The sequence below is a fragment of the Paenibacillus sp. MZ03-122A genome (assembly GCF_024213325.1).
In the GTDB taxonomy this organism is placed as follows: Bacteria; Bacillota; Bacilli; order Paenibacillales; family Paenibacillaceae; genus Paenibacillus; species Paenibacillus polymyxa_B.
On the sequence record NZ_JANAVI010000020.1, the window covers coordinates 17,053 to 32,458 of the forward strand.

Genomic DNA, 15,406 nt, shown 5'->3' on the forward strand with positions numbered 1-15,406 from the left:
TTTAAAATGTTGGTAGGACCCCAGTAAGCGCTTATTCATTTAAAAGGAATTATTCTGTTTATAAAACATCATTGGACCTTATAAATCTTTATACAGCCTTATATTCCTACAGTTATAGAAAGTATGTGGAAGTTTTTGTTTTTTGGAATAATTATACTTTCAACCGTTTTCTCTCCATTTAGAGTTAAGGAAGCTATGTTAATAAAGGCTCTATCTTGTACATTTATGATTTCATTATTGATAATTTCCCCTGTTGAACCAATCAATGCAATTTCTTCACCATACATTGGTTCACATGATAGGTCAGTAAACATAATTTCTATATTTTCAGTAGAATCATCATCATAATTAACTTTGAATAAAGCTAAGATACTTCCCCATTCAGCACAACCAAGGATTTTGATTTTCTTTACTTTATTATCTATCGATATTTTTTGACCATCACATGAAATATTATCCAAGTGCTCACTAAAATCTGGAATAATAAAAGATATATTGTTAACAATTAATTCGCAGTTTGAGATTTCTTGATCCAAAATAAAAAATTCACCTAAACCAGTAAGATTTGCATTTATTTCAACATTATTTTTTATACTCTTCTTTATAAATCCTTTATTATTGAAATGTTTAGAAATATCAAGTGTTGTATACTTTATATCGTCGAATACTCTCGACGGTTGTTTCTTTGCTGTTGCTTTTATATTCTCAAACACAAATTCACAAAATTCATCTAACGTGGATTCTTCTAAAGAAGAAATAGATTTTATTTTTTCCACAATAATAGTGATTCTGTTTTCTAATTGATTCATTAAAACTGATTTAGCTATCAAATTTAATACTACTTCCCATTGCAAAGATATCTCTATCATTTTTTTAGAAAAATAATGCAGCTCATTTGAATAACTAATTGAACTATAAAAATCTAGCGTGATACCGAATCTTAATCTCCCTAGGATGATATCATTAATTTTACTATAGATTATAGGCAGATCACCCGGTCGTATACTATCTGTTCTTGAAGCTATATTATATAATTGATCAGCAAAAGAGTTAATTTTAGCAATATTCGACTTTTTCATAGTCAGTTTATATTTACTGAATATTTTATTTTTTTGTATCCCCAAGAAGTTATCAATAGCACTTTCAAAATGAACTATCCCTAAGAAATCACTTGCTTTGTCTAAAGTTTCAAAAGGTACATACCTATCTTTCACATGAAAATAAGGATCAGTTATTTGAAGAATACTCTGTTTTAGATTTACATTAGTGACAATGCAAACATGATTATTATGCTTTTTGTTATACAATGGATCCCATTCATTGTAATAACTATCAAATTTAATGAATACGGGTTTTCCTTCTCTAATAGTTTCTTCTATTTTTTTATAAAAATCCATTCCTGGCTCTCTATCTATAAATTCAATATAGATTTTATGATATTTATAAAGATTATCCAAAGAGTAATCTTCTACTATGATGCTATGAAACAACTCGGATACGCTTTCAAAATTTTCTACGCTTTTATAATTAAAACTCCAGCAGTCTAAATACATAAACTGGTGACTTCTGTTTTTCCACAAAGTAAGTGATGAAATAACATCATCAAAACATGTAGGGTACCTATTATTATTTTTGGGAATAATTCTATTGATTGGAATGTCTAATTTCCCCATTTTCCTTCTCCTTTTTTAGATAGGAATTAGCCCTACTTCTATTTTGGGATCCTCCCGAACACAAGTTTTATATGCTACAACCGAATATGCTCCGCGCTTCTTAATGAATTCGCTTGGATTATCAACGTAGGATTGACACTGCTTGCAAAAGGCATGAATGAGCCATCCACTGCATTCAGATTATCAATGGTGTGAAATCTTCTAAATTTACCACAACAGATGTATTCTTATTTGTCCCTGCTCGGCAAGTGCCATGAAAAGGCGCGATTCCTAGGTAATAATAGGACGGATTTCTTTAGATAAAATGTGCCTCCATCTGTTCCAGAATACTCCTAGTTCGGCTGCCTGCCGGCTATAGGCTTGTGCTATTAGAACTCATCATCGAATCGGCTTTTAAATCACCAGAGACCCCAAGCCATTCCTCTACCCGATTGTGATAAGGATCCAGGTCGGCATATGTAATCGGCCACTTGGGGTCCATGGCATCCGGAGCGACGTAGCTTTGTGCATCAAAGTCAATTCACGGCATCTGAAAGATACACTAGCATAGAAGACGGTTCCTCCACCAACGGCGATATCCGTTCATTCCCCACTTGTTGTCTTCATCGCGGTCATAAGCTTTTTCCGCATGTTAGTCACTTGTTCTATGTTCAATCAGGCTCAATCCCTCATTCTAATACTGGGTGTTCGCCTCACGAACGGCGTCCAGATCATCTAGCCTCTGCAACTAGTCAAACAATATTGCAGCCTGAAACTCGGATATGCAGTGATTGCTTCCCTGGAATCTGCCACTAGTGACAAGTTCCATATCTCCATAGGAAATGCCCGCATTTGTAAATACTCTGGTGTCCGCCCTCAGCTGCTGCAGCTTGATGTACACGCCTTCATCAACGGTTACCGCAATCCCACTTTCGCCAGCTGTCGGCACCTTTCCTTGCTGGCATTTAAATGCGCCAACATGACCGATTGTACCTGCCCGCTTACCCAGCCAGACCGATCTGACTCTGGGCGGCATCTTCAACAACATATAGTCCGTACTCCATGTCCATGATTTCGTCCATATTTGTCATGTAGCAGAATAAATGGACGGGAATTATAGCTTTCGTTCGAGCCGTGATCGCCACTCTGACCTTTACTGGATCGAGGCAAAAAGTATCCTCTTCGGCATCCACAAATACTGGTAAATCGTTTACATTCAATGCAGCTGTTGCGGTTATAACCCACGTTAAGGCGGGGACGATTACTTTACCCCTCAAAGCCTCCAGCAAGCCATAAGTGCTGAACCGCTAATTTCGCTTTTGACCCAAAAATTTGGTGTCATATTGTGAGAGCGATAATTAATATTTAGCGAGACAAAATTATCAAGTATTCAAGGGAAAGCCCTTTTATAATCATCACAGCCCTGAATAACAGAAAGAAGATTTGCATGGGATGGATATAAAGTAGCGGTTGGTTTGTCTGAAAAGATTTTTTATTCACCATTCGCCTCCGCCCTCTTAATTAAATCACTTCAAGTGGAGAAAATACTCAAATCCAATAATCTAAATCCAATTACTTTACTTGAAAATTAATTACTTTAAATAGAGGATAACTTTTTTATATTATATTTAACAAATTAGTTATTGTAAACACTTTTATAATTTTAAAATATAAATATTAACTTTTACTTTAGATTATATTTTCAAATATATAATAGCCTCTCGGAATTATACAGGTATTAAAGGGGATATGACGTAGGAAATAAATGGATTGGGAATTATAGGCAATGGAACCAGTTTCAAAAAAAGGACAGACTCCACCCATTTGTCAAACTGTATTTTTTAAAAATTAGGCGGCTGTTGGGCAAATCGCGGATTTCAGTTTGTCCCATTCGTCCTTCTGGCTGACGTATAAACCATCCATATGCTGGCAGATCATAATGCTGTAGATGCGGATGTAGCACATAATCGTTGAGCGATGCCGACCAGATCAAGTTGTAATGACTTTCTCCCGCTTGTTGGAACGCTCAATGCTTGTAAACCGGCTTCCACTTTCCCGAATCACGCGGCGTTTTGGTAAACAGCCGCATTCGGGCGAACATCTCCACTTGCGGCGATGAAGCTTCCGATCTGTGCCTTTCGGCTTTCGTATGGACTGTCCGCTGCAGAAAGTATGTACAAGTGGTAGCCGCGCTAAAAGCGGATTCCGTCTAAAGACGGTGGTTTAGACCTCGCCTTGGAAATTAAAAGGCTCCTTAAAGTGGCATGGGGCTACTATCGGCTCTTTTCATTTACAAATTAGGCTCAAAGCCGTAATCAGTGCTTGACGTAGTGGATGGAGGATGAAAATGGAAGAACATCTGTTATTCCTGTATTGTTGTAAGTCTCACCAAAAAACAAAAAAGGAAAATAAACAGATGCATATCCAGTATATCAATGAAATACTCGACATATCAGAGCTACAAGTCCTTCACATTCGTTGCATGGTGACCGACGAGCTTCATATCGAAGCCATTCCACGCAGCTAGAAGCAATGCTGCCCCTTGTGCAAGACCGACCAAAACGTCATTCGTAAGGGAAGTAATGGTATGCGGACGGTAAGACATTTGCCCGTGTTTGCGAAAAAACTTTTTTGCATGTGCCTTCCATCCGTTTGTCGTGCACCACTTGCGAAGTCGGATTTGGATGGTTCTATGTATTTGTTGGACCCAAGCAGCGCTACAGTTGGCTTTTTCGTTCCCATACCGTCGAGCAAGCGCTGGGATCAACTGCTGCACATAGCGCTCACATCCAGCAACTACCTGCCAGTACCGTACAGCGCATGCATAACGAGGCAGTTCCGGTGGAGTGCCAGCGCATCGAGAAGGACGTGTGGGCCAAAGCCAAAGTAATGTCCAATCTGGTTTAAGGTGTCGATGATTTTGCTATCCGAAAAGGTCATACGTACAATACCGGTATCCATAATCTCAAAAGCGAGACCATGCTGGATCTGCTTCCGGGTCGAAAACTGAGGGACTTGCGGGTGTATGCACGCACTCATCCAGACTTACTTCTGCGGAACCCCAAAGCGGTCGTCATGGATTTAGCACAGGCGTATCATACCTGGATCAGCGAGTGCTTTCCTCGCGCGATTTGCATTGCAGATCGGTTTCATGTTCACGGTTATGTGATCAACAGCGTACAGGAGGTTCGGAAAACCGTTCAGTCTATGCTATTGCCACGGGCAAGGACTTACCTAAAAACCCACCATCGCTTACTCAATCCGCCTGCGGAATCGCTGGTAGAGGAGAGCCGTACCCGACTGGAGACGCTGCTAACCTTCTCTCCGCTGCTTCGCAGCGTATGGGAATGAAAGGAAGCATTCACGACCTGGTATGACTGCTCGCCTAACTTTAGTGCTGCCAAACTGGGATTTGAGCGTTGGTGTGAGCAAGGCGAAAAGATGGACCACCCTGCTGTTTGTATACCTTAAAAACGATGCGCAATTGGAATATAGAAATCGTAAACTACCATCAATGTCGGTGGACAAACGCAACGGTAGAAGGTCGTCACAATCGCATTAAGGCCTTTCAGCGTCGCCATTACTTTACGCGAAATCGTAGCCGCTATAAAGCAGGCATTCTCATTGAATGTAACCGCCATCGGATGTTGGGCTGATAGTCAAGCACTGATTTTGAGATTGAGCCAAAATATAAACCTTCATGATTGGTTCGTTGGAAATGGGATAATATTCTTGTCAAAATCGGTAATGGGATAAAGTTCTTGTCATTTGATTTTGACAAGAACTTTATCCCATAAAATAAAAAAGCCGCGATTTTCGCAGCAATTAATGAGATAATGTTCTTATCTCCCGACATTTCATAAATCTCTAGCAGCTGTAAGTGGAATTTGTATACATTCAGCGCGATCAAGCCGGCATGCTTGCCCGAACAGTTGTGAAAGATACGCCGTTTTGGCTCGCGCGCCCGGTGACGAGCTTCTTTGGCGTGCTCGTTCAACGGATAGGTAGCGCAGCAGTGAAGCGTATTTTCGTCGATACCGATTTTCTTGTACATTGACTCGAGCGCAGCGATATGGTACTCCTCCCCACGATGAGACCCAGCAAACAAAGCTGTCTCTCCCCCGGTCAGTTCATAGATTTCCGGAATCCGCCGCTTCAACACAGGGATAGCTTGAAAAGGCTTGGCCGCCGAGCGGAGAAAGGTCATATGTTCAGGATCGCCCGCCCGATGGACAACTTTCCCTCTCTCATCCACTACACAAATCGCTCCGTAGTGTACATTCTCAATTACTTCGCCTCTCAACTCATGAACCAGTTCAGTAAATTCCACCCAAAATTCCTCCTTATTTAAAGTCACATAGCACGTGCGACCGCCCGAAATGAACGGTTATGGCAGCGCAAAAAAACGGTTATAAAGCTTCTTCAATTCATTATCGAAAATATGTCTAGGAAATCCCCTTTTAGAATGACGATGTCGAGATTATCATGCACACGAATTTTGAATCAGGTTAGCAATATGATAAGGGAGTCGGCAACTCAAACAGCCTCTCCTCATTGGGTTTTAGTTAACGGAATAGCAAATTAGTATTTCTACACCCTAAAAGCTAGGGACAATTAACTGCAATTGGTGCTAAAAGAAAGAATAGGATAATCCCTTTAACCCATATTCTCTTTTAATAATTGGAGAAGATAGTTTCTTCGAATCTCGTAGAGACGGTGATTGATCATCTATCTGGGCTTATAGTGACGTCTACGGATTTATGCCTCTACGTGAATAGATTCATCATTACTGTAGTCAACGCCCATTGATTCAAGAATTTTCGCCTCAAGGTAATGGCCTATGCGAGCCTTTGCCATAACTGGAATGGAAACAACCTTCATAGACACCACCTTTTTGCATTTCTGCCATCCCTCTTTTAACCCGCTTTGTAGCTGTCTTCATTTTTTGTCTCCAAATTTTTCTGAATTTTTGTATTCGACTCGCTTTAAGATTTTGAAGAGATTCCCCTGAACTAACAGTAGAGTCAATCTGCTAGGGGTTACATCCACATCAATAGTGATTAATTATTTCCATGATCTCTCTTCTAATCTTCCTGGCGCATATTCTCGTTCCAATAATATTCGTCCGGCAAATAACGCGGACCGAATACACTTGTCCCTACACGGATAATAGTAGCTCCTTCTTCAATAGACACTTTGAAATCTCCGGACATTCCCATTGAAAGGATATCCATTTCTACACGCGGAAACTTTTTCTCCTTTATTTGTGTTTGAATAGATTTTAATAATTGGAAATTAGTGCCGGGTTTCATCGTTTGTGGCATTTAGTTTACCAATCGTCATTAAGCCTTTTATGTTTAATGTTTCGAACTGAGACAATTGTTCCACCAATTCCAATGCCAATTCAGGCGGAGCACCAAATTTGCTTTCCTCGTAGGAGGTATTGATTTGTACCAGTATATTCATGGTCTTGTTCTCTTTGACGAGATAGTTATGCAACGCTTGTCCCAACTTCAAACGGTCCACAGAATGAATGAACGTGACATATTTGACAACATCCTTTATTTTATTCGTTTGCAGATGCCCGATAAAATGCCATTCTACCTGTTTGAACTGCTCCATAAGTGGAAATAACCAATTGTGTAACTTACTTCTTTGATTCCCCCCTTTCGCGGCGCCGACGTTACCGCTCAACTGCACATTAATTCCCGAATATCCAGTTGTCGCTTTACTTCGGCAAGTTGTTGACCCGTCAGTTTCTCCAAAATATTTCTCATCATGTGATTCTCCTAAAAAAATATTAAAAACCACATCCCAGAAAAAGAACGTGGCTCATTCACGCAGTAGCACCCCTTTTCTTAATGATCGAACGGATTCTGCTTTTTGGAGGCACGTTTCATTTGTTCTATCAATGGTTCCCATTAGGAGCTGTACACGGGTCAGCTAATTTACTCGGCCTCATAGCCAATAGAAAGCCGATTCCAACATTAATTTGATTAATGATGAAAATTAAGTCCGTATATCCTTTTTCCCCGTAGTGTTGCCGCACACGATCGTAAACTTGATCCGGAACACGTTTATGTGAAACAAGCGTGACATGTTCCGTAAGCTCTAATACCACTTTTTCTTCTTCAGAATAAAATATACATTCCTCCCAAGTACCTACACAATAAATGCGCTGTTCCGATTCACCTATTTTTTTGGCGTCGGCGGCATGCATATTTCAGCAGAATGCGCAGCCGTTGATTTGCGATGTTCTGGTTTTAATTAACTCAATAAGTTTTGCACTGATTTCTGTCTGCTTGATATAAGCTTCCATCTCATTATTATATTAAATGCTTCAGGCGCAATGTTGTAATAGTCTATTCTCTTGCCATAATTTATGTTCCTTCCGTATAATTATTATTTTAAGGTTAGCTACGCCGAGGTCTTTCGCACCGCAAACGAATGGCACAGTAAACTCATCTATACTGATATGATAAACTTCATCTGCGGGGGTTAACACTTCGCTTTCATCAATATAATCGCCCCCCCCCCCATGATTCCAGTACTTTGGCCTCGACGTAATGTCCGATACAAATTTGGACCATTACCGGAATGGATATACCCTCATCACTTCTTCTACAATTGTTGGGTCAGCCATTCGAGCTACACCACCAGCGACTCGAAATCAGAAAGTACGCGCGTTTAAGCGCCATACCAGCCGTTGCCTCAGCAGCTTCCGCAATTTTAGCTTGTTCCGCTTCAGTCAGTTGATACTTCTTTTTTTTAATTTACCATGTATCAGTAGATGAGCTACCAAGCCTGCAATAAGTCCCCAAAATGCTCCGCCTACACCAAGTAAAGTTACATTTGCTGCTGTTGCCAAAAAAGTAATCAAGGCAGTCTCACGACCCTTGGGATCGGTCAACGCATTAGCAAGGCTACCGCCAATTGTTCCGATTAGAGCCAAGCCGGCTAGCGTTGCAATAAAGCTAGCGGGAAGAATCAAAAACAAAGCTGCCAATGTCACCCCGAAAATACCAACAATAATGTAAAAAACACCACAGGCAATGCCTGCAATATAACGCTTTGAAGAATCCTCATGTGCATCTTTCCCTGTACAAATTGCTGCTGTAATGGCTGCTACATTGAAAGCATGTGAACCAAATGGTGCTGTTATGAGAGAACCCAATCCCGTTACTGTCAAAATGGGATTTGCGCTCGTTTTAAATCCGTCATTTCGCAAGACAAGCATGCCGGGCATATATTGCCCAGTCAAGGTAATAATAAACAAAGGCAGTGCTACACCCAATACTGCATGTAGCGAAAACTCCGGAAAGACAAAAACAGGTGATGCAACTGCTAAGCTAACGGAGCTGAAATCTACTTTTCCCAAACTAACTAAATAAATGAGTCCGATGACCAAAATACCTACAATTGCATACCGGGACGTAAAGCGCCTTAACAAGATGTAGGCGACAAACAATGTAACAACAAGCAGAGGATCTATTTTTGCTCCTTCAAAGGCTGAAATGCCAAACTGCAATAGAATGCCTGCCAATAAACCTGAAGCGATACCTGGAGGAATAATCCGGACAAAACGTTCAAACATACCAGAGAGCCCTAAAACAATAAAACCTGCTGCAGAAATCATGTAAGCACCGATAGCCTCAGGATAAGGTGTGACCGCCAACGCCGAAACAAGAAATGCAACACCTGGTGTCGACCAAGCTGTAATGATGGGCTCTCGATACCGATAACTCAGCCAAATCCCGGTTACACCAACGCCTATAGAAATGGACCAAATCCACGACGCCGTCATTTCGGGGCTTAAACCGGCAACTTTCGCTGCCTGGAATACCAGAATAAAAGTACCCCCGTAGTTGACAATAACTGAAATTAAAGCGGCTATGGTGGGCGATATGAAATCTCGGCCACGAAGTGAATGGGATTTCTCGTTCATTTGTGTTCTCCTACCTCTCTCTTAATCATTCCCATGCATGTTTTCTTTCTAATAATACCCATCTGATAAATAGCTTTGTCCCGAACATTTGTTCCTACTCGAGCGTAGCACCTTTTTCAATAGCTACTTTGTAATCGCCAGACATCCCCATTGAAAGAGTGTCCGTACCACATGGGATAGTTTTTCTCTTTATTTGTGCTTAGATATTCTTTAACAATCGAAAACAATGTCTTGTTTCTTCGTTTATAGCGTTTAGCTTTCCAATTGTCATTAGGTCTTTTATGTGTAGCGTTTCGAATTAGGACAGTTGCTTTACCAACTCCAGCGCCGTTTCCGGAGGGGCTCCAAATTTACTTTCCTAGTGAGAAAAATTAATTTGAACCAAAATATCCATGGTTTTCTTCTCTTTAGTGAGCTGATGATGCAACGCTTGTCCCAACTTCAGGCGAACTATAGAATGGATAAGTATTACATTTTTCACAACATCTTTTACTTTGTTCATTTGTAAGTGACCAATAAAATGCCATTCGACCTGTTTATCTTGCTCAGTGAGGGAAAATTTGTCTCATAGTTTTTATGCTTTATTTCACTGAACAACTACTGGCAAATGCAAAATATTAGTTTTTGGTTTTATTCCCAGCCATCCCTATCACAACAGTTTATTAAAGATCAAACCCGTAACAATATAGGTATTTATAGAATTTGAATTGAGCACGAGTATAACAGCTCATGGATAGTTATAAACGCTCCAAATAAGAACTTTAGACCTATCCAATTTATAATTAAAATTTTTGAATTAGAATGACTCCTCCAACCACTAAAAGTGATCCTACTAATCGAGGAAAGCTAAGAGTGTGCGTATTTGCACCAATCAAGCCAAAGTGATCAATTAAAATAGAGGCAATCACCTGCCCTGCCAAAATATAGCCAACTGTGGAAGCCGCACCTATTTTAGGCATAAGAATAGTGGTTGCCAACACATAAGAAGCCCCCAGCAATCCCCCCGTCCACATCCACCAAGGTGCTTCAAACCATTCTTTTTTAATATAAATTCCCTTTCCAAATAACGACACGATAATTAAAACTACGGCTCCAACCACGAAAGAAATGGCAGAAGCTATAATAGGCGAGCCCACTACAGTTCGTAATTGCGAATTAACGCTAAATTGGGTAGGAAGAGCCATCCCAGCCAATATTGCAAATAACATTAACAAAATAGCCAATCCAGTAACCTCCTTAATTTTGTGATTTTTATGTTTGATGCTTCTTCGGGCTAGAAAACCTTCACATTCTTCAATGGTCACAAATCAGAGCCGATTAAATCGACTGCTATACCTTCCCGAAAAAGCATTAAAAAAAACGAAACTAATAACATACTTAAAAAGAAAAACTAACTCTATCAGGATAATGAATAAAGTTTTCAAAGCTAGAATCGATAATAAGGAGAACAATACCGCCAAAGAATATTTGAAAGGTGAAAGTATATCTCAAACCTTTATAAGCAAAAACTATGATACTTATAAACAGATGATATAAATTCCAAAACCATACCAAATTTAAATTTTCCAAACTGTTTTAAAAAATAAATATATACCTATTTAGTTAAATTAATACTTCTCGATTTTAGAAGCGCTACCCCGATTAAAACTAGGAATCAATGATAGTTAGTTTATCTATTATTGGAGGGGATTCAAACATCCATAAGCTACTAATTAGATCAGTCCATAATTAAAATAAAATAGTTGCACAATTTTTTTGTCGAATAGGTAAAGAAAACTTGTGAATTGAGGTGTAAAAAATTCTGAGTGAAAACGGTTACGAAGGCCGCTTTCAGATTGCCATTCACTGAAGACCTTCGCCATACCGAGCAGAACAAAAAAATCTATGCCAAATGCAAGGAAACGATTGAACGCATATTTGCAGCTCTATAGGAAAAGCATGGCATGCGATGGACGACCTTACGAGGGCTAAGAAAGGTGTCCATCGCATGCCATGCTCGTTTATGCATGTATGAATCTCAAAAAATGGTCACCTGGCTATGGGGGTCAGGTGGTTCAAAACACAAATTAGGCATATTTTTGCTCGTCCTTGCTAAAAAACAAGACAAACTCCTAAGTTTTATTCGAAACAAAGGGGTTTGTCTGGACTCTGACTCTGCTTTCAACGGCAGAGGTTCTCCATTACTATATAAGAGGTAAGGATTAAGACAAACGATTGCTGTAATCTTCATATTTGAATTGACGTATTACATTGATACCTTGCTCTTCATTATATGTTACAATCGAAGGAAGATTCATACCATTAAACATATGATTTTTAACCATTGTATAGTGGGCCATATCCAAAAAGACCAATCTATCACCCACTTGCAGCGGTTTCTCAAAAGAATAATCGCCGATCACGTCACCAGCCAGACAAGTCATACCACCCAAACGGTAAGTGTATGCCTTCTCTTCAGGCTGTCCAGCGCCCATAATTTGCGGACGATAAGGCATCGCAAGGACATCCGGCATATGGCATTCCGCAGAAGTATCCAAAATGGCGATTTCTATACCATTGGTGACGATATCAAGAACAGTTGCTACCAGGTAACCCGTGTTCAGGGCGATTGCTTCACCTGGCTCCAGGTAGACTTCAACCTTGTACGTTTCCTTCAAATGGTTAATAATACGAATGAGAGCTTCAATATCATAATCCGGTCTTGTGATATGATGACCGCCACCTAGGTTCAGCCACTTCATCTTATGAATATACTCGCCGAATTTATCTTCTACGACCTCGATTGTACGCTCCAATGTATCAGAATTCTGTTCACACATACTGTGAAAGTGAATACCGTCTACACCATCCAGTTCATCCGGCTTGAAGTTAGCCAGTGTGATGCCAAGACGGGAATGAGCATAACAAGGATCATATAGAGCGGTCTCTGTCTCTGAATATTCAGGGTTTACCCGCAGACCTATCTCGATGTTTTTATCTTTCACATTCTTCACTTTGTCTTTGAACTTCTTCAATTGGTCAAAGGAGTTAAAGACTATATGATCTACATAACTAAGCATCTCATCAATTTCATGATCGCTGTAAGCTGGTTGGTATGCGTGAACTTCCTTTCCCATTTTCTCAAAGCCGAGACGAGCCTCAAACAGAGAACTGGATGTTACCCCTTTAAGATATTCTCCTACGAGAGGGAATGTGGACCACATTGAGAATCCTTTAAGAGCGAGTAGGATACTGGCTCCCGTACGTTTTTGTACTGAATCCAGTACTTCCAAATTACGCTTCAGCAGTCTCTCGTCAACGATGTAACTTGGTGAAGGCATCTGAGTGTTATTAAAATCTATCTTTGTCATATTACACCTCTAACAAGCTGCACTGGCGAGAATCCCTCTCACCGAGGCAAACTGTATCTATTTTATGTTTCAATGAATGGGTGGGGATTTTATCTTTAAGCATTTTAAAACAACGTAGAAATATTGATACCGTTATCACAGAGTGAAGGTTCCATCATACCTGATAAGGCCTCAAGGAACTTCAACTGAACAATTTGGACATGGCGTTCTCAAACAATGTTCATTTCTCTTCATTGTCTGTGCTAGACGAATTCCAATCTTGCTTGTGATAATGTAATTCATAACTAACCGCCTCAGTAACTTGGTAAATCTTCATCTCCTTAATTTTTTCATTAAATGAACTCTCACCCTCACGAATATTTGTATGCACTATGATTTGTTGATCCTACAAATTGATTAAGCGCGAATGAACCACGTATTGCTTCAGTTATAAACAACTTTGCGGTCCTTACCGCTTCTATAACAGACTTCCCTTTTGCCAGCTCTGCAGTAATTGCTGCAGAGTAAGTACAACCTGCCCCATGTATATGACTGGTTTGAAATCTTTCTGACTGTATAAATTCAAAATTTTCCCCATCATATAATAAGTCTAAGGCTGTCTCATGCTCTAAGCGGCTTCCACCTTTAACTAAAACATATTTTGGGCCTAAATCGTAAATAATCTTTGCGGCCTTTTTCATCCCCTCAATAGATTTAATCGGTTCCATCATACTTAAATGTGCTGCTTCAAGTAGATTGGGTGTAACAATTGTAGCTTTTGGTATGAGTGATTCACGTAAACTAACTATTGTTTCAGGATATATCACTTCAGTTACACCTTTACAAATTAGAACAGGATCTACAATAACATTATCCAGTTGATATTGTTCTATTACATCGGAAACAAGTTCAATTAATTGGACTGACCCAAGCATTCCGGTTTTTAATGCCTCTACACCAATTCCTTCTAAAATTGTTCTTAATTGTTCTTTTACAGTCATGATTCCTAATGGGAGTATATTATGTTTCCAATGTTCATTTGGATCCATCGTAACAATTGTCGTTAGTGCAGTCATTCCATATACATCGAGCTCTTGAAATGTTTTTAAATCGGCTTGAATACCGGCACCTCCACTACTATCCGAACCTGCTATAGTCAAAACTTTGTATTTTTCCAAAATCAAACACTCCTACTATACTTTTAATGATAATATTTACATCCATATTTTATTAATTAATAGTACCGTTTGATAACCTATATGGTCCTCAAACTGAAGCTAAACTCCCTCCCTCCAGTAATCACTCGTCCATATTCGAACCTGTGTGTCACGGAGATTGTCCATGAAGTCAGCATTGAACTTGAAGAGAAGAAGCCTAGGAATTGATCATTTTTGTTAAAGCTAGAAAATGGTCTTCAGTCATGAGCGAATAGTTCATCTTGATGAACAGTTCCAAAAAATCATAGTATCGATAAGAGATTTATCATTTGAAGATGTAAGCAAGACATCCCTTGACAAACAAGAAATCCTAATATTTGATTTCATCTATATTTATACCAGCTTCTTTCATTTTTCTTTCACCTTCATCTTCAATAAATTCTTTCAGTTGAGATAGAACAGGGTCAAAATCAGTATGCCTTCCTAGCATAAACGTCATTTTATACTCAATGGGCAGCCATGTTTCAATAGGTGCTGCATTATGTTGTAATTGAGCTTCCAGTTTATCCAAAGCATTTGCAACCTTTGCTTCGTACGTCTCTTTCCCCTCAAATTCAAACCATAAATCATAAAATTGCTGTCCATTTTTATCACTTAAGATCTCACGTATTTTTTCAATAGCTTGGATTTCATTTTGTTTTTTATTTGACCTCATTTCAGGGCTATTCATCGTTTTAAATGCAGGAATGTCCGTTGCATAGATTTCCACTAAGTCATGAATAATTAACATTTTTATAAGTTTCTCTCCATTCACCTTCTTAGGCAGGTAAGGCTCAATTGTCATAGCCATCAAGGTAGTTAGCCAAGTGTGTTCTGCGACACTCTCTCTACGTCCATTCGACAACCAACTATGACGAAGCTCTGTTTTGAGTTTCTCCCCTAATTTGGCCATTTTCAATACATTTATTATTGAATTCAAAATATCACTCCTTCTGTTTCCAGGATATTTACGAAGCAACCTAGATTTTTATAATATTCGATATTCTCTGTACAAAGATCATCATTATCGAGGCTATTGATAGAAGGTGCTTTTAAGTCTTCTTTCTGTCTATGTGTTGAATTAAAAAAGCACTTCAATATATGAAGTGAACCACTGAATTTGTAAGATAGCTTTTCGTCTTCCGAGATAAAGGTACTTGATTAAGAGGCGCTACCTAGATTCGAACTTAGGGATCAAGCTTTTGCAGAGCTTGGCCTTACCACTTGGCTATAGCGCCATCAATAAGGTAACTTTTTTAGTTACACAGATAATGATTATTTTAA

At 39.4% G+C, this 15,406-nt stretch carries 11 protein-coding genes, 1 tRNA gene and 6 pseudogenes; 2 read left to right on the forward strand and 16 right to left on the reverse strand.

Annotation, left to right across the window (positions count from 1 at the left end; translation table 11 throughout):
* Positions 1-98: 98 nt before the first annotated feature.
* From NLX74_RS23915 to NLX74_RS23930, 5 genes are all read right to left on the reverse strand, one after another.
* Positions 99-1,673, reverse strand: coding sequence for a hypothetical protein (locus NLX74_RS23915; protein WP_254330667.1), 1,575 nt, complete (start codon positions 1,671-1,673; stop codon positions 99-101).
* A 74-nt stretch (positions 1,674-1,747) separates the two neighbouring features.
* Positions 1,748-1,894, reverse strand: a complete 147-nt coding sequence (locus NLX74_RS26065) for a GMC oxidoreductase (RefSeq protein WP_483311663.1) — start codon at positions 1,892-1,894, stop codon at positions 1,748-1,750.
* Between the two features lie 506 nt (positions 1,895-2,400).
* Positions 2,401-2,700, reverse strand: a complete 300-nt coding sequence (locus tag NLX74_RS23920) for a DegT/DnrJ/EryC1/StrS family aminotransferase (protein ID WP_254330669.1) — start codon at positions 2,698-2,700, stop codon at positions 2,401-2,403.
* Entirely contained in the window at positions 2,654-2,929 is a 276-nt protein-coding gene (locus NLX74_RS23925) for a DegT/DnrJ/EryC1/StrS family aminotransferase (RefSeq protein WP_254330671.1), read from the reverse strand. The genes NLX74_RS23920 and NLX74_RS23925 overlap by 47 nt, the downstream gene beginning before the upstream one ends.
* A gap of 521 nt (positions 2,930-3,450) precedes the next feature.
* Positions 3,451-3,645, reverse strand: coding sequence for a hypothetical protein (locus NLX74_RS23930; protein ID WP_254330672.1), 195 nt, complete (start codon positions 3,643-3,645; stop codon positions 3,451-3,453).
* Positions 3,646-4,068: 423 nt separating this feature from the next.
* Here NLX74_RS23930 and NLX74_RS26070 point away from each other — a divergent pair.
* Positions 4,069-5,308, forward strand: a pseudogene (locus tag NLX74_RS26070) (ISL3 family transposase).
* Here NLX74_RS26070 and NLX74_RS23955 read toward each other — a convergent pair.
* From NLX74_RS23955 to NLX74_RS23990, 7 genes and pseudogenes are all read right to left on the reverse strand, one after another.
* The gene (locus NLX74_RS23955) at positions 5,257-5,982 is read right to left on the reverse strand and encodes an asparaginase (protein WP_254330677.1); all 726 of its coding nucleotides are present in this window, start codon (positions 5,980-5,982) and stop codon (positions 5,257-5,259) included. The pseudogene NLX74_RS26070 and the gene NLX74_RS23955 overlap by 52 nt on opposite strands.
* A 443-nt stretch (positions 5,983-6,425) precedes the next feature.
* A pseudogene (locus tag NLX74_RS23960) lies at positions 6,426-6,561 on the reverse strand (pyridoxal 5'-phosphate synthase lyase subunit PdxS); the annotation flags it as partial.
* 175 nt (positions 6,562-6,736) lie between these two features.
* A pseudogene (locus NLX74_RS23965) lies at positions 6,737-7,286 on the reverse strand (YggS family pyridoxal phosphate-dependent enzyme); the annotation flags it as partial.
* 314 nt (positions 7,287-7,600) lie between these two features.
* Positions 7,601-7,976 (reverse strand): annotated as a pseudogene (locus tag NLX74_RS23970) (carboxymuconolactone decarboxylase family protein).
* Between the two features lie 79 nt (positions 7,977-8,055).
* Positions 8,056-8,425: pseudogene (locus NLX74_RS23975) on the reverse strand (beta/alpha barrel domain-containing protein); the annotation flags it as partial.
* On the reverse strand, positions 8,401-9,597 hold the full coding sequence (locus NLX74_RS23980; protein ID WP_254330679.1) for a benzoate/H(+) symporter BenE family transporter: 1,197 nt from the start codon (positions 9,595-9,597) through the stop codon (positions 8,401-8,403). The pseudogene NLX74_RS23975 and the gene NLX74_RS23980, both read right to left, overlap by 25 nt.
* Positions 9,598-10,379: 782 nt before the next feature.
* A complete protein-coding gene (locus tag NLX74_RS23990; protein ID WP_254330681.1) occupies positions 10,380-10,820 on the reverse strand; it encodes a DMT family transporter in 441 nt (146 codons plus the stop codon).
* Positions 10,821-11,444: 624 nt separating this feature from the next.
* Between NLX74_RS23990 and NLX74_RS26075 the strand changes: the two are divergent.
* Positions 11,445-11,795, forward strand: a pseudogene (locus tag NLX74_RS26075) (transposase); the annotation flags it as partial.
* A gap of 3 nt (positions 11,796-11,798) precedes the next feature.
* On the opposite strand, the gene nspC reads toward NLX74_RS26075, so the two are convergent.
* The 4 genes from nspC to NLX74_RS24010 all read right to left on the reverse strand — a co-directional run bounded on the left by nspC (position 11,799) and on the right by NLX74_RS24010 (position 15,360).
* Positions 11,799-12,947 (reverse strand): carboxynorspermidine decarboxylase, encoded by a 1,149-nt coding sequence (nspC, locus tag NLX74_RS23995; protein ID WP_254330682.1) that lies wholly within the window; start codon positions 12,945-12,947, stop codon positions 11,799-11,801.
* 350 nt (positions 12,948-13,297) lie between these two features.
* Complete coding sequence (gene pdxK, locus NLX74_RS24000; protein WP_254330685.1) at positions 13,298-14,104, reverse strand: pyridoxine/pyridoxal/pyridoxamine kinase; 807 nt, start codon at positions 14,102-14,104, stop codon at positions 13,298-13,300.
* 349 nt (positions 14,105-14,453) lie between these two features.
* A complete protein-coding gene (locus NLX74_RS24005) occupies positions 14,454-15,035 on the reverse strand; it encodes an HD domain-containing protein (protein WP_254330756.1) in 582 nt (193 codons plus the stop codon).
* A gap of 253 nt (positions 15,036-15,288) precedes the next feature.
* A tRNA-Cys gene (locus tag NLX74_RS24010) sits at positions 15,289-15,360 on the reverse strand.
* Between the last annotated feature and the right edge of the window lie 46 nt (positions 15,361-15,406).

Excerpts from the sequence above, each read along its gene's own strand:
- NLX74_RS24005 (WP_254330756.1), bottom strand. The coding sequence starts at position 15,035 with ATGGCCAAATTAGGGGAGAAACTCAAAACAGAGCTTCGTCATAGTTGG.
- NLX74_RS23915 (WP_254330667.1), bottom strand. The coding sequence starts at position 1,673 with ATGGGGAAATTAGACATTCCAATCAATAGAATTATTCCCAAAAATAAT.
- nspC (WP_254330682.1), bottom strand. The coding sequence starts at position 12,947 with ATGACAAAGATAGATTTTAATAACACTCAGATGCCTTCACCAAGTTAC.
- NLX74_RS23980 (WP_254330679.1), bottom strand. The coding sequence starts at position 9,597 with ATGAACGAGAAATCCCATTCACTTCGTGGCCGAGATTTCATATCGCCC.
- NLX74_RS23920 (WP_254330669.1), bottom strand. The coding sequence starts at position 2,700 with ATGTTGTTGAAGATGCCGCCCAGAGTCAGATCGGTCTGGCTGGGTAAG.